Annotated in this window: 16 protein-coding genes; 12 read left to right on the forward strand and 4 right to left on the reverse strand. The window is 72.1% G+C overall.

Translation table 11 applies throughout. The features are described 5' to 3' along the window. Nucleotides 1-3 precede the first annotated feature (3 nt). Nucleotides 4-1,020, forward strand: a complete 1,017-nt coding sequence (hemE, locus tag ACH35V_RS25630; RefSeq protein WP_395975734.1) for a uroporphyrinogen decarboxylase — start codon at nucleotides 4-6, stop codon at nucleotides 1,018-1,020. A 20-nt stretch (nucleotides 1,021-1,040) separates the two neighbouring features. On the opposite strand, the gene ACH35V_RS25635 is transcribed toward hemE, so the two are convergent. Further along, nucleotides 1,041-2,039, reverse strand: coding sequence for a DUF4349 domain-containing protein (locus ACH35V_RS25635; RefSeq protein ID WP_395975686.1), 999 nt, complete (start codon nucleotides 2,037-2,039; stop codon nucleotides 1,041-1,043). 147 nt (nucleotides 2,040-2,186) lie between these two features. On the opposite strand from ACH35V_RS25635, the gene hemG reads away from it, so the two are divergent. The 3 genes from hemG (at nucleotide 2,187) to ACH35V_RS25650 (ending at nucleotide 5,034) form a co-directional block, all read left to right on the forward strand. Next, nucleotides 2,187-3,722, forward strand: coding sequence for a protoporphyrinogen oxidase (gene hemG, locus ACH35V_RS25640; protein ID WP_395975688.1), 1,536 nt, complete (start codon nucleotides 2,187-2,189; stop codon nucleotides 3,720-3,722). Continuing rightward, nucleotides 3,679-4,377, forward strand: coding sequence for a hydrogen peroxide-dependent heme synthase (gene hemQ / locus ACH35V_RS25645; protein ID WP_395975690.1), 699 nt, complete (start codon nucleotides 3,679-3,681; stop codon nucleotides 4,375-4,377). The genes hemG and hemQ overlap by 44 nt, the downstream gene beginning before the upstream one ends. A gap of 72 nt (nucleotides 4,378-4,449) precedes the next feature. Continuing rightward, complete coding sequence (locus ACH35V_RS25650) at nucleotides 4,450-5,034, forward strand: hypothetical protein (protein ID WP_395975692.1); 585 nt, start codon at nucleotides 4,450-4,452, stop codon at nucleotides 5,032-5,034. 30 nt (nucleotides 5,035-5,064) lie between these two features. On the opposite strand, the gene msrB is transcribed toward ACH35V_RS25650, so the two are convergent. Beyond that, on the reverse strand, nucleotides 5,065-5,466 hold the full coding sequence (msrB, locus tag ACH35V_RS25655; RefSeq protein WP_395975694.1) for a peptide-methionine (R)-S-oxide reductase MsrB: 402 nt from the start codon (nucleotides 5,464-5,466) through the stop codon (nucleotides 5,065-5,067). A gap of 52 nt (nucleotides 5,467-5,518) precedes the next feature. On the opposite strand from msrB, the gene ACH35V_RS25660 reads away from it, so the two are divergent. Continuing rightward, complete coding sequence (locus tag ACH35V_RS25660) at nucleotides 5,519-6,601, forward strand: DNA polymerase domain-containing protein (RefSeq protein WP_395975696.1); 1,083 nt, start codon at nucleotides 5,519-5,521, stop codon at nucleotides 6,599-6,601. 264 nt (nucleotides 6,602-6,865) lie between these two features. After that, complete coding sequence (locus ACH35V_RS25665; RefSeq protein ID WP_395975698.1) at nucleotides 6,866-8,536, forward strand: FAD-dependent oxidoreductase; 1,671 nt, start codon at nucleotides 6,866-6,868, stop codon at nucleotides 8,534-8,536. 82 nt (nucleotides 8,537-8,618) lie between these two features. Here the strand turns inward: ACH35V_RS25665 and ACH35V_RS25670 are convergent, their stop codons facing one another. Further along, nucleotides 8,619-10,568, reverse strand: a complete 1,950-nt coding sequence (locus ACH35V_RS25670) for a Xaa-Pro dipeptidyl-peptidase (protein WP_395975700.1) — start codon at nucleotides 10,566-10,568, stop codon at nucleotides 8,619-8,621. A 491-nt stretch (nucleotides 10,569-11,059) separates the two neighbouring features. Between ACH35V_RS25670 and ACH35V_RS25675 the strand changes: the two genes are divergently transcribed. The 5 genes from ACH35V_RS25675 to ACH35V_RS25695 are packed head-to-tail and all read left to right on the forward strand — an operon-like array spanning nucleotide 11,060 to nucleotide 15,616. Next, nucleotides 11,060-12,454, forward strand: coding sequence for a hypothetical protein (locus ACH35V_RS25675; RefSeq protein ID WP_395975702.1), 1,395 nt, complete (start codon nucleotides 11,060-11,062; stop codon nucleotides 12,452-12,454). Next, nucleotides 12,451-12,918: a hypothetical protein gene (locus ACH35V_RS25680; protein ID WP_395975704.1), complete on the forward strand. Its 468-nt coding sequence runs from the start codon at nucleotides 12,451-12,453 to the stop codon at nucleotides 12,916-12,918. Before ACH35V_RS25675 ends, ACH35V_RS25680 begins: the two co-directional genes overlap by 4 nt. Next, nucleotides 12,915-13,586 carry a VWA domain-containing protein gene (locus ACH35V_RS25685; protein ID WP_395975706.1) on the forward strand — a complete coding sequence of 224 codons (672 nt, stop codon included), beginning with the start codon at nucleotides 12,915-12,917 and terminating at the stop codon, nucleotides 13,584-13,586. The genes ACH35V_RS25680 and ACH35V_RS25685 overlap by 4 nt, the downstream gene beginning before the upstream one ends. After that, on the forward strand, nucleotides 13,576-14,667 hold the full coding sequence (locus tag ACH35V_RS25690) for a protein phosphatase 2C domain-containing protein (protein ID WP_395975708.1): 1,092 nt from the start codon (nucleotides 13,576-13,578) through the stop codon (nucleotides 14,665-14,667). Before ACH35V_RS25685 ends, ACH35V_RS25690 begins: the two co-directional genes overlap by 11 nt. A gap of 4 nt (nucleotides 14,668-14,671) precedes the next feature. Further along, nucleotides 14,672-15,616, forward strand: coding sequence for a hypothetical protein (locus ACH35V_RS25695; RefSeq protein WP_395975710.1), 945 nt, complete (start codon nucleotides 14,672-14,674; stop codon nucleotides 15,614-15,616). Nucleotides 15,617-15,619: 3 nt separating this feature from the next. Here the strand turns inward: ACH35V_RS25695 and ACH35V_RS25700 are convergent, their stop codons facing one another. Continuing rightward, nucleotides 15,620-18,043, reverse strand: a complete 2,424-nt coding sequence (locus ACH35V_RS25700) for a HelD family protein (protein ID WP_395975712.1) — start codon at nucleotides 18,041-18,043, stop codon at nucleotides 15,620-15,622. 220 nt (nucleotides 18,044-18,263) lie between these two features. Here ACH35V_RS25700 and ACH35V_RS25705 point away from each other — a divergent pair, with 220 nt between their 5' ends. Then, nucleotides 18,264-19,949, forward strand: a complete 1,686-nt coding sequence (locus ACH35V_RS25705) for an alkaline phosphatase D family protein (protein ID WP_395975714.1) — start codon at nucleotides 18,264-18,266, stop codon at nucleotides 19,947-19,949. Nucleotides 19,950-19,979: the final 30 nt, after the last annotated feature.

Below are 19,979 nucleotides of genomic sequence, written 5' to 3' on the forward strand. Positions count from 1 at the left end.
TTCCTGCTGGCGTGCCGCCGGCGTCCGGTGCCGCACACGCCCGTGTGGTTCATGCGGCAGGCCGGACGCTCGCTGCCCGAGTACCTGCGCGTCCGCGACGGCGTCCCGATGCTGGAGTCCTGCGCCCGCCCCGACATGATCGTCGAGATCACGCTGCAGCCGGTGCGCCGGTACGCGGTGGACGCGGCGATCTTCTTCAGCGACATCATGGTGCCGCTCAAGGCCATCGGCGTGGACCTCGACATCAAGCCGGGCGTGGGCCCCGTCATCGCCGACCCGATCCGGGACGCCGCGGGCGTGGCGGCGCTGCGGCCGCTCGTGCCGGACGACGTCCCGTACGTGACCGAGGCCGTCCGGGGACTGGTCGGGGAGCTCGGCTCCACCCCGCTGATCGGCTTCGCGGGCGGGCCGTTCACGCTCGCCTCGTACCTGATCGAGGGCGGGCCGTCCAAGAACCACGAGCGCACCAAGGCCCTGATGTACGGCGAGCCCGAGCTGTGGGCCGACCTCATGACCAGGCTCGCCGACCTCACGATCGCGTTCCTGAAGGTGCAGGTCGCGGCCGGGGCGAGCGCCGTGCAGCTGTTCGACTCGTGGGTGGGCGCGGTCGCCGCGCAGGACTACCGCGAGTCCGTGCTGCCGCACACCCGCCGCATCTTCGCCGAGACCGAGGCGCTCAGCGTCCCGCGCATCCACTTCGGCGTCGGGACGGGCGAGCTGCTCGGCCTGATGGGCGAGGCGGGCGCGGACGTCGTCGGCGTCGACTGGCGGGTGCCGCTGGACGAGGCCGTCAGCCGCGTCCCGCACGGCAAGGCGCTGCAGGGCAACCTCGACCCGGCGATCCTGTTCGCCCCGTGGGAGACGGTGGAGCGCCGGGCCCGGGACGTGCTCGCCCGCGGCCGCACCGCCGAGGGCCACATCTTCAACCTGGGGCACGGCGTGCTGCCGTCCACCGACCCGGACGTGCTGGCCCGCCTCGCGGACCTCGTCCACGAGGCGAGCACCGAAGACACGCTCTAGGCGGCTAGACGTCTAGGCGGCTAGACGGGCGGCGGCGGGGCCTGCGGAGACTCCGGCCCCGACGGCCCGGAGCCGGCGGCGGCCCGCTCCGGCGCGGGCGGCGGGCCCGGCCTGCGGGGCGCCGGCGGGCGGGCGCCGATCCCGAACCGCTTGCGCAGGCGGTGCCGGAACGCCACCACGGGCACGGCGATCACGGCGGCCAGGATCAGGAACGGCAGGAGCCAGGCGAACAGGACGGCGACGCCGCCGGCGAACGCGGCGAAGGCGTCCCAGCCGTCGCCGAGCGCGTCCACGAACCCGTCGTCGTCATCCTTCTCCTTGGCCTGCGCGGGCTTGCTCTCCAGCGTGACGGTCACGGTCGCGTACTGGGTGCTGCTCTTGAGCGCCTTCTCGCGCGCCTGCAGCGCCTCCAGGTCCGACTCCCGCTCCGCGATCTCCTGCTCGATGTTGATGATCTCGCTGACGGAGTTCGCCCGTTCGAGCAGCTTGCGGAACGACGCCAGCGTCGCCTCGGCGGACCGGACGCGGGCCTCCACGTCCGCGACCTCGCCCGTGACGTCCTCGGCCTCCTGCGTGAGCGACAGCTTGGTCCCGAGCTGCGTGCTGAGCTGGTTCAGCATGTCGGTGTAGCGGGGGGTGGGGATCTTCAGGGCGATCTCGGAGCGGGCCGGGTCGCTCGAACTCGACTCCCGCTCGACGTAGCCGCCCGCCGCCGCGACCATCTGCTTGGCCTTGGTGGCGGACGCGTCCACGTCGCCGGCCCTGACCCGGAGCCGCGCCGTGTGGACGACCTCGCGCGCGCCCGCGAGCGGCGCCTGCGGCGTCGTCCTGCTGCCGGGCTCCGCGTTCCTCCCGCCGGTCCCCGTCTGGCGCTCCGGCGCCCCGGCGCCGCCCTTGTCCACGGCCTTCGACTCGCTGCCGCCGTCGCTGCCGCCGCTGCTGCAGGCGGCCAGCGTCCCGGCGAGCAGGAGGACGACCATCACGTACGCGACCTGCCTGACATTCCTGACGATCCGCATGGGCTTTGGACGGAGATGGCGCAGGTCACAGTTCCGCCGGGCGCGTCGCGATCCGGGCACGAACAGGGCACACGGACGTCACGGCGTCCAAGGTTTCCCCGGCGGACCCGGTGCGTGGCATCGCGGGGCGTCTGGGAGGCTTGGGGCATGTCCTCGTCCCACGCCGTCGTCGTCGGGGGCGGCATCGCGGGCCTCGCCGCCGCGCGCCTGCTCGCCCGCGGCGGGATGCGCGTGACCGTGCTGGAGGGCTCCCCGCGGATCGGCGGCAAGCTGCGCGTCAGCGAGATCGCCGGCGTCCCGGTGGACGAGGGCGCGGAGGCGATGCTCGCCCGCCGTCCCGAGGGGCTCGACCTGGTCCGCGACCTCGGACGCGGCGACGACCTGGTGAACCCCGGCACCACGTCCTCGGCGATCTTCAGCCGGGGCGCGCTGCGGAGGATCCCGTCCGGGCAGGTGATGGGCGTGCCGTCCGACCTGCGGGCGCTGGCCGCGTCCCAGGTGCTGTCCCCGGCCGGGCTGGCGCGCGTCCCGCTGGACCTCGTCCTGCCGGAGACGCGGCGCGGCGCGGACGTGTCCGTCGCCGCGTTCATCGGCGCCCGGGTCGGCCGCGAGGTCGTCGACCGGCTCGTCGAGCCGCTGCTCGGCGGCGTGTACGCCGGACGCGCCGAGCTGCTGTCGTTCGACTCGACGCTGCCCGCCGTCGCCGCCGCCGCGCGCACCCGCCGCTCGCTGATCGGCGCCGTCCAGGGCGTCCGGGACGCCGCGCCCAAGGACCCCGGCCCGGTGTTCGCCACCCTGCCGGACGGTCTCGGCGCCCTCCCGCACCTGCTCGCGGACGACGTCGCCGCCGCCGGAGGCACGATCAGGACGAACGCGACCGTCCGCGAGCTGCGCCGCCGCGACCACGGCTGGCGGCTCACCGTCGGCCCGACCCGCGACCCCGAATACCTGGACGCCGACGCCGTCGTGATCGCCGTCCCGGCGGCGCCCGCGTCCCGGCTCCTCAAGCCGGACGTCCCGGCCGCCGCCCGCGAGCTCGCCGACATCGAGTACGCCAGCATGGCGATCGTCACGCTCGCCTACCGGACCACCGCGTTCCCGCGCCTCCCCAAGGGCAGCGGCTACCTCGTCCCGGCCGTGGAGAGCGACACCAGTTCCTTGTGGGGGGACGACCCCCCACGCCCCCCGGGACGTGCATCGGGACGCGGCGGACGCGGCGTCAAGGCCGTCACGTTCAGCTCGGTAAAATGGCCTCACCTGCGCGATCGCGACCCCGGCGTCATCGCGGTGCGCTGCTCCATCGGGAGGTTCGGCGAGGAGCGCCTGCTGCAGCGGCCCGACGACGAGCTGACCGCCGCCGCGATGGCCGAGCTGGCCGCGACCTGCGGCACTGCCGAGCTGCCCGTGGACAGCCGGGTGACCCGGTGGGGCGGCGGCCTCCCGCAGTACAACGTGGGCCACGCCGACCGCGTGGCCAAGATCCGGGCCGCGGTCGCGGGGCAGCCGGGCCTCGCCGTCGCAGGCGCCGCCTACGACGGCCTGGGCATCCCGGCGTGCATCGCCTCCGCGCGCGCGGCCGCCGCCCGGATCCTGGACGACCCGCGCGGCCGAGACCCGCGCAGCCGAGAAGGAGCAGATCATGACGCAGCCGGCGGGCAAGCCGAAGGCACGCGAACTCAATGACGTCATCCGCTACACGATGTGGTCGGTCTTCCGGCTCGCGAACCCGGGCTCGGTAGGCGAGCGGGACGCCGCCGAGGTCCAGGACCTCCTCGACCAGGCCGCCGAGAAGGGCGTCACCACCCGCGGCGCCTACGACGTCGCCGGGCTGCGCGCCGACGCCGACTACATGTTCTGGTGGCACGCGCCCACGTCCGACGACCTCCAGGAGACCTACACCCGGTTCCGCCGGACGTTCCTGGGCCGCAACAGCGAGCCGGTGTGGTCGCAGATGGCGCTGCACCGCCCGGCGGAGTTCAACAAGAGCCACATCCCGGCGTTCCTCGCCGACGAGGAGCCGCGCGCCTACGTGTGCGTGTACCCCTTCGTCCGGTCCTACGAGTGGTACCTGCTGCCGGACGAGGAGCGCCGCGCGATGCTCGCCGAGCACGGCAAGATGGCGCGCGAGTACCCCGACGTCCGCGCGAACACGGTGGCGTCGTTCGCGCTCGGCGACTACGAGTGGATGCTGGCCTTCGAGGCGGACGAGCTGCACCGCATCGTCGACCTGATGCGGCACCTGCGCGGCGCGCGCGCTCGCGTCCACACGCGCGAGGAGATCCCGTTCTACACGGGTCGCCGCAAGCCGGTCGCCGAACTTGTCGCCGGTCTCGCCTGAGATCTGTCCGCCAGGTGAGGAACCGCTTCAACCTGGCCAAACGCGGGCCTGAACTTGAGTAGGGTTCCGTCCGTGCGCAAGTCTCCCGACGGTCGGCCCCGCGGACGGCACGCCCGGCCGCCCTCCGAATCCGAGCTCCGCTGGACCCGCCTCGCCGCCTGGCCGCGCCGGTCGTGGCGGCACCGATCGGCCGCCGCGGCGACGGTGCTCGCGGCGGCCGCGGCGATCGCGACCGCCGCCGTGCTGGCACTGCCCGGCGGTTCGGAGACCGGCGAGTCCGGGACGGCCGCCGTCGCCGTCCGCTCCGCCGCGCCTCCGTCCCCGCAGGGGTCTGCGGGCGCCCTCGGCGACCCGGACGACGTCGCCGACGCCGTGCCCTACTTCCAGACCAGGGACCCGGGCAAGAGGGTCGTCAAGCACGTAACGGACGTCCGCCGCAGCGGCTCGTTCGTCCGCGTGTACACCGACCTGGGCGAGGAGGACGAGAACTCCCGCCCCGCCGTCGACCTGTGCGAGTGGACGACCCAGTTCCTGCGCGACGCGGGCGACGACGAACCCCGCGTCTTCGTCCACGGCGAGAGCGACGGCAACGGCAGCGTCGTCCTCGCGAACAAGCAGAGCGACAAGGACAACTGTGAGGTCCCCGAGACCCGCTAGTACCCGCCGCGCCGCTCGTACTGCCCGGGGCTATTCGGCGGGTTCGAGGGTTAGGGAGATCGAGTTGATGCAGTACCGGTCGTCGGTGGGCGTGTCGTAGCCCTCGCCGTGGAAGACGTGCCCGAGGTGGGAGTCGCACACCGCGCACCGCACTTCCGTCCGGACCATGCCGAGCGTGCGGTCCTCGATCAGCGTGACCTTGTCGGAGTCGGACGGCGCGTAGAACGACGGCCAGCCGCAGTGGCTCTCGAACTTGGTCTCCGAGCGGAACAGCTCCGTCCGGCAGGCGCGGCACCGGTACACGCCGACGGTCTTGGCGTCGGTGTACTCGCCGGTGAAGGGCTTCTCGGTGCCGGCCTCCCGCAGCACGTGGAACTCCTCGGGGCTGAGCTCCGCCCGCCACTCGTCCTCGCTCTTACGGATCTTCTCCATACGGTCGACGGTACCCGCCGCCGTGTCCGACCTGTGGGTTAACGTGCTGGGTATGGCCTCGCCCTACATCGAGATCCCGGTCGGGGATCGGCTCGTCAAGGTGTCCAACCCCGACAAGGTCTACTTTCCCGAGCACGGCTACACCAAGCGGCAGCTCGTCGAGTACTACGTGGCCGTGGGGGAGGGCATCCTGCGCGCCACCCGGAACCGTCCGACGACGCTGGAGCGCTGGCCCGCCGGCGTCTTCGAGGGCGCCCGCATGGCCACCCGGGAGGACTATGCGCGGGGGCAGGCGGGGATGGGGGGCGGGAAGTCCGACGCGTTCTACCAGAAGCGCGTGCCGAAGGGCGCGCCCGACTGGGTGCGGACGTCCAAGATCGCGTTCCCCAGCGGCCGCTCCGCCGACGAGGTGTGCCCGTCGGAGGTCGCCGTGATCGCGTGGGCGGCCAACCTCGGCACGCTGACGTTCCACCCGTGGCCCGTCCGGGACGGCGACGTCGACCACCCGGACGAGCTGCGCATCGACCTCGACCCGCAGCCCGGCACCGACTTCTCCGACGCCGTCCGCGTCGCGCTCGGCCCGGCCCGCGAGCTGCTCGCCGAGCTGGGGCTCACCGGGTTCGTGAAGACGTCCGGGAAGGGCGGCGTGCACATCTACGTCCGCATCGAGCCCCGCTGGACCTTCACCGAGGTCCGCCGGGCCGCGCTCGCGTTCGGCCGCGAGGTGGAGCGCCGCAACCCCGCCGAGGTCACCACCCGGTGGTGGAAGGAGGAACGCGGCGAGCAGGTCTTCATCGACTACAACCAGAACGCCCGCGACCGGACGATCGCGTCCGCCTACAGCGTGCGGCCCGCCCCGCACGCCCCCGTCTCGGCGCCCGTGACCTGGGACGAGCTGGCCGACGCCGACCCGCACGACTTCACGATCGCCACCATGCCCGCCCGCTTCGCCGAGCTGGGCGACCTGCACGCCGCGATCGACGACGAGTCGTTCTCGCTGCAGGGCCTCCTCGACATCGCCGACCGCGACGAGCGCGACCACGGCCTCGGCGACATGCCGTATCCCCCCAACTATCCGAAGATGCCGGGGGAGCCCAAGCGCGTCCAGCCGAGCAAGGACACCGACAACCGCTGACCCGGCACTCGGTCCGCGGGCCGGGCTGGGCCAGGCCGGGCTGGGCCAGGCCGAAATCGGGTTTGTTCGGTGCTTTTAATTTGTCGGCCGTGTGGTGAAATTCACTGGCCGATTCCGGACGGGCCGGGCGCCGTCCGGTGAGCTGTCACTGTCGCGTTGAGTGATCAACTAGGTCATTTTCCGCTCCTGTCAGGAATCGTCGGAAGTCACTTACCGTGCTGTCCGTCACGTGCCGCTCTCGGCACGTCTCCCAGAAGGAGCATGATGGACCAGCCGCACAATGGCTCTTCCCGCCGCGCATTCCTGGGCGCGGCCGCGTCCGCGACCCTGCTGCAGGTCATGACCGGCGCCGTTCCGGCCGACGCGGCGACCCCGCCCGCCGGGCCGCTGAGACCGGCCGGCGGGAAGGGCGGCGGGAAGACCGTCGCGATCCTCGGCGCCGGTGTCAGCGGGCTGACCGCCGCGCTGAAGTTCGCCGAGGCGGGCTACAAGGTGACCGTCCTGGAGGCGCAGGGGCGCGTCGGCGGGCGCAACTTCACCGCCCGGCGCGGCGACACGATCACCGAGGTGTGGGAGGACGGCTCGGTCCGCACCCAGACCTGCGGTTTCGACCGCGGCCTGCACGCCGACCTCGGGCCGGCGCGGCTGTCCTTCGAGCACCAGCGGGTCATCGGAATGTGCCGCAGGCTCGGCGTCGCGCTCGAGCCGTACCTGATGCGGACGGCCGCGAACCTGTACCAGACCGACCGGGTGTGGCGGCGGGCGGCCGTGACCAACGGCCACCTCTCCAACGACGTCCGCGGGCACGTCGCCGCGTACGCGGCGGCCGCGGTGAAGAACGGGCTGCTGGACGCCGGCGGGCTGAGCGACGCCCAGCGCGCCAAACTGCTGGGCCTGCTGACCGCGTTCGGCGACCTCGACGCGGAGGACCACGCCTACAAGGGGTCCCTGCGCTCGGGGGCGGCCGTGCCGCTCAGCATTCCGAAGACGCCTGAGAAGATCGGCGCGCTGTCCCTTCCCGACATCGTGGAAAGCGGATTCTGGGAGCAGCGATTTTACGACGAGATCGAATACGGCTACCAGGTCACCATGTTCCAGCCGGTCGGCGGAATGGACAATCTCGTCCGCCGGATGGCGTCCGCGCTTCCCTCCGGAACCATCACTCTCAATGCACCCGTGCACGCAATCAGGTCAAGTGAAGATGGCGTCCGTGTCGCGTGGCAGGACGCCGACGGACGGCACGACAAGCGTTTCGACTACTGTTTGAGCAGCATCCCCATCCCGGTTTTGCGGCAGCGCGTCGAGCTTGAGGGATTCTCCAGCGAATTCGCGCGCGCCGTCGCCGGCGTCTGGTTCGCGCCCGGGTGCAAGATGGGCTGGCAGGCGAACCGGCGGTTCTGGGAATCGGAGAAGGACCGGATCTACGGTGGCGTCAGCTGGGTCGACGACGAGATCCAGCAGATCTGGTATCCGTCCGGCGACCACTTCTCCTCGTCCGGCAAAGGCGTCCTGATCGGCGCCTACTGCGCCTATGACAACGGGGAGAAGTTCGGCGCCCGCCCGCACGCCGAGCGCCTGAAGGTGGCACGGGCCGCCGGGACGAGGCTGCACCGCGAGTTCGCCGACCGGTCCGTCGTCCCGGACCGGCAGGGCCTGACCGTCGCCTGGCACAAGGTGCCCTACCAGCTCGGCGTCTGGGCCCACTGGGACCACACCATCGCCGAGCACCGGGAGATGTACGAGACCCTGGTCAACGTCCAGGGGCACGGCAACGTCATGGTGATCGGCGACCAGGTCTGCCCGATCTCCGGATGGCAGGAGGGCGCGATGATGTCGGCGGAATGGGCCTTCGAGTCCATCGACCGCGGGCGGCCCGGCGGCCGCGTGACCGTCCAGCGGGCCCCCGACTCCAGGCGGCTCACGGCCGGTCACTGACCCGGCGGGCCCGGACGTGGCGCACCGGTCCGGACGTGGCGAGGCCGCCGCCCCCTCGGGGGACGGCGGCCTCTTCATCGGATCAGTGGAACTTGCGTTCCTGGACGGGCAGCGTGACGCCGGACGGGCCGCGCCACGTCGTCAGCGGCTGCGGGACGAGCGAGGTCGCCGCGTCGTCACCGCCGATGACGACCGGGATGCTGATGGAGCTGCCGCGCAGGTCCACCGTCACCGCGGCCCCGGTGGGCGTCTCGGTGTTGTAGTCGGAGTCCGTCCCGGCGATGACCAGCGCGAGGCGGTGCCCCTTCTTCAGCACGTACTCCTGGCTGAGCGTCTCCCACCGGACGTCGTAGTAGCGGCCCGGCTTCAGCGGCGCGGGACGGCTCAGCGACCGGTCGTTCTGGGCGTCGAGCCAGCCGCGGGCGACCACGTTCACCGGCGACGTCACCGTGGTGACCTCCGTCTGCTTGTAGCAGGCGTTGTCACCGGGCGTGCTCTCGCCGTGGCAGTCCTCGGTGTCGAGCGTCCGGATGCCGGAGCCCCGGCCGAGGTAGTCGACGCGGGTGTCCTCGCCGTAGTCGACGAGCAGCGCGGTCAGGTTGGACGTGGGCTTGTCCAGCATGATCCGCAGGCGGGCGTCGGGCGTCCCGGACAGGCGTCCGGTCAGCGGCAGCGGGCCCGACACGAACGCGGCCCTGAACGGCTTCGCCGTCCCCGGGTCGCTGACCATCTCGCCCTCCGAGCGGCCCGCTCCGCGCGCGCCGGGATCGTCGGTGAACGTGGCCGTCGCGCCCTTCGCGGCGGGCTGCAGGCCGAGCGAGCCGTCCGCGCCGGGCCGCAGGGTCACCGGCCGGGCGTCCCGGGACGGCCAGTCCCGCTGGGTGATCCACTGGTCGGGGCCGATCTCGATGTCGGCGCGCGGCTCCCGCATCACATCGTTGCGGATCTTGTGCAGCTCGTGGTCGAACCACTTGTGCAGGGTCGCGACCCAGTCGTCGCGCCGGATGTCGAACGGGTCGACGTGGCCGCGCTGCGACAGCCACACCTTCCGGTCGATGCCGCGCTTCGCCAGCTCGTTCCACCAGCGCGAGAAGTGGTCGTCCTTCACGTTCAGGTCGTTGACGCCGTGGTAGGCGAAGAGGCTGGCGCGGACGTCGCCGACGTCGCCGATCGTCCCGTCCCGGTAGTCGGCGGTCCGCCAGTACGCGTTGTAGTTGCCGGTCGCGTCGTCCTCGCCCTCGTCGAGGCCGGCGTTGACGGCGGCGCACTTGGCGGGCGGGTCGGTGTCGACGTAGTCGGCGAGCCACGGCTGCTCGTCCGTCCAGTACTTCACGCCGTTCATGCGGCTGTACTCGTACCAGCTGCTGATCGCCGCGATCGGGACGATCGTCTCCAGGCCCTCGACGCCGGTCGCGGCGACGCCGTTCGCGAGCGTCCCGTCGTAGGACTTGCCGATCATGCCGGTGCGGCCGGTGCTCCACGCGGCCTGCACGGCGCTGCCGTCCGCGCGGGTCGCCTTCGCGCGCCCGTTCAGCCAGTCGACCACGGCCTTGACGCCGAGCACGTCGGACGGCCCGCCGCTCACCGGGCAGCCGTCGGACTTCGTCGTCCCGACCATGTCGACGGCGAGGAACGCGTACCCGCGCGGGACGAAGTAGTTGTCGTAGTAGAGCGGGAACTGCACCGGGTTCCCGTTCGCGTCGTAGGTCTTGCGCTCGCTCTCGTTGCCGCGTCCCGCGTTGTCGTAGTACGGGCTCGCGTCCATGATGACCGGGACCTTGAGGCCCTTCTCGGTCTCCTTGGGACGGATGATGTCCACGTTGACCCGGTCGCGCTTGCCGTCGCCGTCGCTGTCGACGCCGGACTCGACGTACACGTGCTCGCGGATCGCGTCCTTGTAGGAGAAGACCGGCTGGGTCACGCCGTCCTTCACCACGATCTTGGGGGACGCCTGGGCGAACGCCGTCGCCCCGCCCGCGGCGGCGAGCCCTGTACTTGTGACCATGGCACCGGTCAGCACGGCCACCGTCATCGTCCGCCGGGTTCGTCTCAGGGATCTCCTGGCCAACCCGCACCTCCCGGATAGAAAATGATCTCTACGGGGGCACAGGGTCTCGCCCGGGGGTGGCCGGGTAAAGGGCGGCGCTCGAGTAACTCAGGCCGGATTTGGTCACGTCCTGCCCTTGCCTTCCGACCGGCGCCATGACCTGCCGCGGGACGGCGTCCGGCGCGGTTCGTCGCCGAACCGGACCCGAAGAGTGGTTTGCGCCTTTAGTACGGATTGTCGAGGTCGGGATTTCCAGCGCGAACACCCGCGACAGAACTTGATCATGAAGTGGGCATTAGCACCGCTGTGCCCGCCGCCGGGCGTGATGCGGACGGAACGTCCGAATGCGGCCACTGTGCTGGGTGACGCAGTCGAAAGACAGCGGATCGACAACAATCCCCATATTCGATTCATGCCGGACGTGTATGGTGCCGTCCGGAACAACCCGACCGAGATTGGAAAACGGGGGCTTTTCCTTGACGGCGACCACGGGCCGGGCGGCCGGCCCGCCGGATCTGTTCGAGCGCGACGATACGGTGGAACGGCTGCGGGCCCTGGCGGCGGAGGAACGCCTCGACGCAAGATCGCCCCAGCTCACCCGGCTCGCCGACGACCTGGAGGCGGAGACGGATCTCGGCCGGTGGGCGGCCGTGAACCTGTACGCCGCCTTCCTGCGCGACGACACGATCGGCGACCGTCCGCAGAGCGGGACGCGCCGCTGGACGGCCGCCGTCCTCGACCTCCTGCCCGCCGTGCTGATCTTTCTGCCGATCATGCTGACGTGGATCGGCCTCTACAAGGCGACGAGCGCGTACCGGAGCAGCAGGGGCGATTCCGCGCTCGCCGGCAAGTCCTTCCTCGAACAGTGGCAGACGGGTTTCAACGGCCGTCTCGGCGAAGGTTTCTATTTCGACCGAATCGCGCTGTGGACGCTGTTCGCGATCGTCTTCCTGATCTTCGTCTCGGTCTGCCAGGCCCTGATCCGCAGGAATTCCGACCGCGCCGACGCGCAGGAGCGGGCGCGCCTCACCCGCGACCTCGCCGGTGCGCTCACCGCCGCCGACTTCCACCTCGGCCTTTTCCGAATGGACGACGCCTCCCGCGTCGACCACGCGGCGCAGCGGCTCGAAACCGCCGCCGACGCGGCCGGAAAGGCGGGCGCGGTGGCCAACGACCTCCAGCGCCAGGCGCAGCAGGCCCTGGAGCAGGCGCGCACCGGCATGGAACGCGTCGAGGAGCTGGCCGGGGCGCTGCTGAAGAGCGACGACGCGATGCGCGCGACCGCCGGACGGGTCGAGGACGCGATCGACGGCGTCGGCCGCCGCCTGACCGAGGTCGCCTCGGCCGCCACGTCCGTCGCCGACGCGGCCGCCGGCCTGTCCCGCTCCTCGACGGCCGACTCCGAGCGCCTCCGCAAGGCCGTGGCGGAGGCCGCGACGGAGCTGCGGTCCGCCGCGGACGCCGACCGCGACCGGCTCGGCGACCGCATCGGCACCGCCCTCGACGCCAGCGGCACGGCGATCCGGACGGCCCTCGACGAATGGCGCACCGAAGGCGCCATGTACTCGCACCGCCACGAGGCCGCCGCCGACCACCTCGGCCTGATCGTCGGCGAGATCGAGCGGCTCCTGACGTCCACGCGGTCCGCGTTCGACGAGCTGCCGGCGGCGGTCCGCGAACTCGAGGACGGGATGACCGCCGCGATCGCGACCATGGAGGCGGAAATGGACCGGCTGCTCACCGGCCTGCCCCTCGCCGACGACCGCACCAGGGCCGTCACCGCCGAGTTCGCCGAGCTCCGGCGCTCGGTCGACCACCTCCGCGACCAGCTCGCCAAGGCGGGCGGACGAAGGCGGCGGTTGTTCCGATGAACCTCCGGACGTCGGTGACCGCCATCGCCGGATGGCTGTTCGCCGACCTGCTCCTCGCGTTCGCCATCGTCGTCCTCGGCACCCAGGACCCGCCGCCCCGCCCGGCCACCCGCCCCACGCCGGCGCCCCGGCAAGCGCTGGAACGCCGGTTCGTGGAGGTCACGCTCACCGTCGACGCCGGCGACGCCAAGGACGGCGGCCGCGGCGCCGTCGAGGCCCTGCGCCGCGCCATCCGGGCGGAGCCCGGCCTGCGCGGACGCAAGGCGGGCATCGTGCTGACGTTCGGCGCGCAGCACAACGGCGGCGAAGCCTTCGCGCACGACGTCAACGAACTGCTGAAAAGAGCCGACGCCACGCTCTTCGCCGACGTCGCCACCCGCGACTTCCAGCTCCTCGGAGCGTCCGGCGGAGAAGTGATGCTCAACATCTACCTCTTCCACAAGAACCCGGGGAACCACGCATGAGCGAGCAGATCCTGCCCTTCTACCTGGTGTGCGATGAGTCGGCGTCGATGACGGGCGAGCCCATCAACGAGATCAACAAATCGCTTCCCGAACTTCACCAGGCGATCGGCAGCAACCCGGTCGTGGCGGACAAGACGCGCTTCTGCCTCATCAGCTTCAACCATGAGCCGCAGGTTCTGCTCCCGCTGTCCGACCTGAGCAACGTCACGTCGATCCCCGCGATGACGGCCGGTGGCGGCACCACCTACGGAAAGGTCTTCGACCTTCTGCGGGACGCCATCGGGCAGGACGTCAAACGGCTCAAGGGCGACGGCCACCAGGTCCTCCGCCCCGCCGTCTTCTTCCTCACCGACGGCCAGCCCAACGACTCCGCCGACTGGGCCTCGGCGCACAAGCGCGTCACGGACCCGTCCTGGGGGCCGCACCCGCACATCCTCGCGTTCGGCTTCGGCCAGGTCGACCAGCAGACCCTGCAGAGCGTCGCCACGTTCCGGGCCTTCATCGCCAAGGAGGAGTTCGGCGTCGCCGAGGCGCTGCAGGAGTTCGCCCAGTCGCTGATCCGCTCCATCGTCCGCTCCGGGAGCAGCGCCGACGCCGACGGCGGCATGAGCCTGCAGATGCCGAACGACGTGCCCGGCTTCACCACGCTTCCGGCCGATGTCGTCTGATCGCCGTCCCGGACCGGAGACCCCGGACGACGACTCCTGGCGCCGCCACACCGACGAGGCGATGTCCGTGACGGAGGAGGCTCCGCCGGTCACGGCCCCGCCCGGCCCCGGACGGCAGGCCGCCGGTGACGTGCCGCGGCCCCTGATGCGATGGGCGCCGCCTCCGGAGCCGCCGGTGCAGCCCGTGCGCGTGGACGACGAAGCCGTCCCGCCGCCGTCGTCCGGGGAGGCGGTCTTCGCTCCGCCGCCCGAGTACCGGCGGCCGCATCCGAAGGGCGGCATCGCGCGGAGGCTTCCGCGGCTGTCCGAGGTCGTTCCGGACACGGCGCTGGACGGCGCGGACTTCGACGGCCTGACCGTCCGCGCCGCCTCCCTCCGCGGCGACGACCACCGGTACCTGACCGAGCCCCGCCAGGACTCCGCCGCCCTCTGGCCGCTGACCCTGGACGGGACGGACGCGCTGCTCTGCTGCGTCGCGGACGGCCTGGGCAGCCAGCCCAACTCGCACCTGGGATCCGCCCTGGCCTGCCGCCTGCTGCGCGAGGAGATCGAACGCGGCGCCGGGCTGTGGGACGACCCCGCCGCCTGCGCGCCGGACGTCCTCGGACGCGTGGTCGCCGGGATGCTCGCCGACGCCGGCAACCGCGGAATCAGCGCCGAGACCCTGTCGACGACCCTCGTCGCCGCCGTCGTCGAACTCACGCCCCCGGACCGGCCGCGCAGAGGCGTCGTGCTGCGCGTCGGGGACAGCACGGCCTACATGCTGCGCGACGGCACCTTCCGAGAGTGTTTCGAGGACGCCCACAAGGACGAGGCCGTCCAAGGTTCCGGCACCAGCGCGCTGCCCGGCGATCCCGGCGCGGTCGAGACCCGCGCGGTGGTTCTCGGGAACGACGACGTGCTCGTCCTGTGCACGGACGGGCTCTCGAACCCGATGCACAACGACGAGGTGAAGGCACAGCTCGTCAAATGGTGGAGCAGCGGCCCCGTGCCCGGGATTCTGGAATTCGGATGGCAGTTGGCATTCCGCGCGAAGTCGTACGGCGACGACCGTTCGGCCATATGCGTCTGGGGGCGGTAGAGCGATGGCCTGGCCGGACGGCAGAGACATCCAATTGCGCGACCTGGTGCTCGGGAAGGAACTCGGCACGGGCGGCCAAGGCAAGGTGTGCGATCTGCGCCGCGCGGGGGACGGCTACGTCTACAAGGAGTACTTCGCGTCCGGCGTGAACGGGGCGGCGCTGCAGCGGCTGGTGGAACTGCCGGGTGAAATGCGCCAGGCCGACCGGGACGGGCTGCTGCGGCAGGCGGCCTGGCCGCTGGCGCGCGTTCTGGACGGCGGCGAGGTCAAGGGCTTCGTCATGCGGAAGATCCCGAAGGAGTTCTACGGCCGGACGGCGTCCAAGCCCCGGCCTCGCGAGTTGCAGTATCTGCTGTACGAGCCGAAGGCGATGTGGGGCGACATCACGCCTCCGGAGGCGGACGGACGGCTTGAGATCGTCCGCCGGGCCGTGGCGCTGTTCCGGCTGCTGCATTCCCAGCGGCTCGTGGTCGGTGACGTGTCCATGAACAACCTGCTGTGGTCGCCCGCCGGGGACGTCTTCCTGCTCGACTGCGACGGGATCCGCGAGACGGGGACGCGGCCCGTCCTCGAGCAGCCGTCCACCCCCGACTGGGACGATCCCGAGCAGCCGGCGACCGGCCCGGACCTGGACACCGACCGGTACAAGCTGGCCCTTCTCGTCGCGCGCGTCCTGACGAGGACGTCCGCGCTGCGTCCGGGAGGCGTGGTCGAGTGCGTGCCGGGCGTGCCGGAGCGGATCGCGGGCGAGGTGGCGGCGCGGTTCGCGGACGCGGCGCGGCCGCGCGGGCTGCGGCCGGACGCGGCGCACTGGGCCAGGGCGCTCGACGAGCGCGGCGTCATCGAGCTCGATCCGCTGCCGCCGGTGCGGAGGCCGCCGAGCCTTCCGCAGGCGCCCCTGGACGGCGGGCGGGGGCAGCGGCCGATGATCCGGCTGCCCCCGTCCTAGCCGTCAGGCCAGGTCGGCGAGGAGGGGCGGCAGGTCGCCGTCGTGGACGACCGTCACCCGCCGGGTGGCCCTGGTCAGGGCGACGTAGAGGTCCTGGCCGCCCTTCGGCGACTCGGCCAGGACGCCCGCCGGATCGACGATGATCACCGAGTCGAACTCCAGGCCCTTGGCCTCCCCGGTGGTCAGGACGACGGCCGGGGAGTCGAGGGCCTCGGGGGTCGCGCCCGCGGCGGCGGCCGGGAGCGCCTCCAGGACCGCGGCGTGCCGGGCGGCGGAGGTGATGACGGCGAGCCGCCCCTCCTTGAAGGCGCCGCCGATGCCGTCGGGCGTCCCGGCCGCGATGCTCGACAGCTCCGACCGGACCAGCGACGGCAGCTCCGCGACCGGCATCGCGAGCGCGGTGGGCGGCGGGCCGTCGTCGCGGACGGATTCGGGCGGCGTCTGGCCGGGCGCGACGGCCGCGAGGACGCCGGCCGCGACCTTCATGATGGCGGCCGGGGTGCGGTAGTTGACGAGCAGGCGCTGCTCCCGCCAGCGGCCGGGGACGTACCGGTCGAGCATCTGCCCCCAGGACGCGGCCCCGGCGGCGCTGCCGGTCTGGGCGATGTCGCCGACGACGGTCAGGGAACGGGTCGGGACGCGCTTCATCACCGTCCGCCAGTCCATCTCGGAGAGCTCCTGCGCCTCGTCGACGATCACGTGCCCGTACACCCATTCGCGGTCGGCCATCGCGCGCTGCGCGGTGGTGAGCGGCGGGCCGCCGTCGTGGTGGCGTTCGGCCAGGTCGCTCCCGGAGATCACGTCGCTCGCGGCGAGCATCTCGACGTTCCCGGTGTCGGCGGACTCGATCACCTCCTGGGCGTACCGCGCCTCCTTCGCGCGTTCGGCGGCGGCCGCGCGCTCGCGGGCCCTCTCGGCGGAGTCGTCCTTGCCGAGGAGGTCGGCGGCCTCGTCCAGGAGCGGCACGTCGGAGATCGTCCATGGGGCGTTAAACGGACGGTGCAGGAGTGCCGATTCGGCGGACGTCAGCCCGGCGCGGGGTCCGAGCCGGGCGAGGGAATCGGGATCGGCGTAGAAGTCGGCCAGGAGCTGCTCGGGCGTCAGCTCGGGCCAGAGCGCGTTGACGGCGCTTCGGACGGCGGGGTCGTGCCAGAGGGTCTCCTTGGCCAGGCGGAGTTCGGTCTCGTCCAGGAGGGGTTCGTCCTCGGCCTCGTCGATGAGTTCCTGGAGCCAGGCGGGCAGGCCGCCGTCGGCGGCCAGCTGCTCCAGGGGCTCGTCCATGATGCGTTCGTACTGCTCGGCGCGGTTGACGGCGAGCGCCTCCAGAAGGTCGTGGACGAACCGGCGCCGCTGCATGTTGTGGGGGAGGCGCAGGCCCCGCGCGCGGTCGCGTGTGCGCTCGCACGTCTCGGCGTCCACGACCAGGGTGAGGCCATCGGTCTTGACGCGCAGGCCGTCCGACGGGGCGCGCTGCCGGTCGTGGACGGCTTCCCGCACCAGGTCGGCCATCCGCAGGTCGCCCTTCACGACGGCGGCCGCGGGGTCCTCCGCGGCGGTCGCCTTCAGGCCCGGGTACAGCTCGCCGACCGTGGCCAGGGCGACGTCGGTCTCGCCCAGGCCGGGGAGCACCTGATCGATGTAGCGGAGGAACGTGGCGTTCGGGCCGACGACGAGCACTCCGCGGCGTTCGAGGACGTCCCGGTGCGTGTAGAGCAGGTACGCGGCACGGTGCAGCGCGGCGACCGTCTTGCCGGTGCCGGGACCGCCCTGCACGACGAGCACGCCCTGCAGCCCCGAGCGGATGACCTGGTCCTGCTCCTCCTGGATGGTGGCGACGACGTCGCTCATCCGGCCCGTCCGGCCGCGGCGGAGCGTGGCGAGCAGGGCGGCCTCCCCGACGATGCCGCGGCGCTCGGACTCGTCCAGGCCCTCCAGGTCGAACACCTCGTCGTCCAGCCGGACGACCTCGCGGCGGCGCAGATGCAGGTGGCGGCGCCGGGCGAGGGTGCCGGGCGCGCCCGGCGTGGCGGTGTAGAACGGGCGGGCCGCGGCGGCGCGCCAGTCGATCAGGAGGGGCTCGTGGTCCTCGTCGCGGAGGCCGACGCGGCCGATGTAGAACGTGTCGCCCGGGCCGTCCGCGTCGGCGCGATGGTCGATCCGGCCGAAGCACAGGCCGTGCTCGACGCCGCCGAGCCGGGCGAGGCGGCGGGCGGCCTCGTCGGTGGCGACGGCGCTCTCCAGCCGGGCCTGGAACGCGCTTCCGCCGCCCGTGGCCGGGCCCTCGCGCAACGCCCGCTCGGCCCTTTCCCGCTCGACGTCGAGCCGCGTGTACACGCGGGACACGTACTCCTGCTCGGTGCGAATCACGGCCTGCCGCGCATTTTCCTCGCGTTCGGGGTTGACAGCGTCCGCTTGACGGAGTCCCATGCCTGTGCTACGCTCCTATTCATAGGATGGAATTTTTGTGCGCAACTCGTAAGTTGCCACCCTAGCATCCTTTCTCCGCGCTGCGCGCGACCTTCCGGCTCCGCCCAAAAGGATCATCATTGTTGTGGCGGACGTCATCCCGGCGGAACCCGCGGGTCACCGGCCTTCGTGAGGCTTTCCGGCGATCGATGCCGGAATCTCCCGAAAGGTCGCTACCCCCATGGCCGACATCGCACGCGCGCTGAACCGGCGAAGCTTCCTCGTCACCAGCGGGCTCGCCACCGCCGTCGCCGTGGCCGGCGCCCCCGGCCCCGCGCACGCCGCCCCACGCCCCCGCGCCCTCGACGGCGACCCGTTCACCCTCGGCGTCGCGTCCGGCGACCCCGAGCCGGACGGGTTCGTCCTCTGGACCCGGCTGGCCCTGAACCCCCTCGCCGAGGACGGCCTCGGCGGCATGCCGGCCACGACGATCCCCGTCGGCTGGGAGGTCGCGTCCGACGAGCGCTTCCGCCGCGTCGAGCGCCGCGGCACCGCCGCCGCCCGCGCCGCCTCAGCGCACTCCGTCCACATCGAGCTGAACGGCCTGCGCCCCGGCCGCGAGTACTGGTACCGGTTCCGCGCCGGCAGCCACATCTCCCCGGTCGGACGGACCCGCACCGCCCCCCACCCCGCCACCTACGGCCCGGCCCTCGCGATGGCCTTCGTGTCGTGCTCCCAGTTCGAGCACGGCTACTTCACCGCGTACCGGCGGCTCGCCGAAGAGAACCCCGACCTGATCCTGCACCTCGGCGACTACCAGTACGAGTACAAGAAGGGCGTCTACACCATCCCGGGCGGCAACGTCCGCGACCACGAGGGCCCCGAGACCGTCACGCTGGCGACCTACCGGCAGCGGCACGCCCAGTACAAGTCCGACCGCGACCTCCAGGCCGCGCACCAGGCCGCGCCCTGGCTCGTCGTGTTCGACGACCACGAGGTCGAGAACAACTGGGCCGACGACGTCCCCGAGAACAACTCCGACACGCCGTCCCCCGAGGCGTTCCGCGCCCGCCGCGTCGCCGCGTTCCAGGCGTACTACGAGAACATGCCGCTGCGCCGCCGCTCCGTCCCGCGCGGCCCCGACATCCAGGTCTACCGGCGGGTCTCCTGGGGCCGGCTCGCCAACTTCCACATGCTCGACACCCGCCAGTTCCGCGACGACCAGGCCTGCGGCGACGGCTACAAGGACTGCCCCGACGCGCTCGACCCGAAGCGCTCCATCACCGGCGACCGGCAGGAACGCTGGCTGCTCGACGGCTTCCGCCGCTCCCGCGCCCAGTGGGACGTCCTCGGCCAGCAGGTGTTCTTCGCGCAGCGCGACAACACCGAGGGACCCGTCAAGAAGACCTCGATGGACTCCTGGGACGGCTACGCCGCGTCCCGCGACCGGATCACCAAGGGCTGGCTGGACGCCAAGGTCCGCAACCCCGTCGTGCTCACCGGCGACGTCCACGCCCACTGGGCCAGCGACCTCAAGGCCGACTACGACGACGCCGGCTCCAAGACGGTCGGCGCGGAGCTGGTGTGCTCGTCCATCACCAGCGGCGGCGACGGGGCCGACTCCAACCCCGCCGACCACCCCTTCCTCAAGATCAACCCGCATCTGCGGTTCTACAACAACCAGCGCGGCTACGTCATCACGAAGATGGACAAGGACGAGATGAAGGCCGACTTCAAGACGCTGCCGACCGTCCGGACGCACGACGCGAAGGCGTCCGTCAAGGCGACGTTCGTGGTCGAGGACCGCGAGCCCGGCGTCAAGCAGACCTACCTGCGCCCCTACGACGCGCCCAAAGGAGCGGCACGCACGCAGTCGGCCGACGACCTGATCCGCCAGACCGTAGAGAACGAGACCCAGCGCCCCTGACCATCCCGCACGGGGGGCGGCGCGGGCGGG

Origin of the sequence: Actinomadura sp. 1N219, assembly GCF_044326405.1 — a bacterium.
Classification (GTDB): domain Bacteria; phylum Actinomycetota; class Actinomycetes; order Streptosporangiales; family Streptosporangiaceae; genus Spirillospora.

Coding starts and splice junctions, on each gene's coding strand:
- ACH35V_RS25690 (WP_395975708.1), top strand. CDS start 13,576: ATGTCGTCTGATCGCCGTCCCGGACCGGAGACCCCGGACGACGACTCC.
- ACH35V_RS25700 (WP_395975712.1), bottom strand. CDS start 18,043: ATGGGACTCCGTCAAGCGGACGCTGTCAACCCCGAACGCGAGGAAAAT.
- ACH35V_RS25635 (WP_395975686.1), bottom strand. CDS start 2,039: ATGCGGATCGTCAGGAATGTCAGGCAGGTCGCGTACGTGATGGTCGTC.
- ACH35V_RS25685 (WP_395975706.1), top strand. CDS start 12,915: ATGAGCGAGCAGATCCTGCCCTTCTACCTGGTGTGCGATGAGTCGGCG.
- ACH35V_RS25680 (WP_395975704.1), top strand. CDS start 12,451: ATGAACCTCCGGACGTCGGTGACCGCCATCGCCGGATGGCTGTTCGCC.
- ACH35V_RS25705 (WP_395975714.1), top strand. CDS start 18,264: ATGGCCGACATCGCACGCGCGCTGAACCGGCGAAGCTTCCTCGTCACC.
- ACH35V_RS25665 (WP_395975698.1), top strand. CDS start 6,866: ATGGACCAGCCGCACAATGGCTCTTCCCGCCGCGCATTCCTGGGCGCG.
- ACH35V_RS25670 (WP_395975700.1), bottom strand. CDS start 10,568: ATGACGGTGGCCGTGCTGACCGGTGCCATGGTCACAAGTACAGGGCTC.
- ACH35V_RS25695 (WP_395975710.1), top strand. CDS start 14,672: ATGGCCTGGCCGGACGGCAGAGACATCCAATTGCGCGACCTGGTGCTC.
- msrB (WP_395975694.1), bottom strand. CDS start 5,466: ATGGAGAAGATCCGTAAGAGCGAGGACGAGTGGCGGGCGGAGCTCAGC.
- hemG (WP_395975688.1), top strand. CDS start 2,187: ATGTCCTCGTCCCACGCCGTCGTCGTCGGGGGCGGCATCGCGGGCCTC.
- ACH35V_RS25660 (WP_395975696.1), top strand. CDS start 5,519: ATGGCCTCGCCCTACATCGAGATCCCGGTCGGGGATCGGCTCGTCAAG.
- hemQ (WP_395975690.1), top strand. CDS start 3,679: ATGACGCAGCCGGCGGGCAAGCCGAAGGCACGCGAACTCAATGACGTC.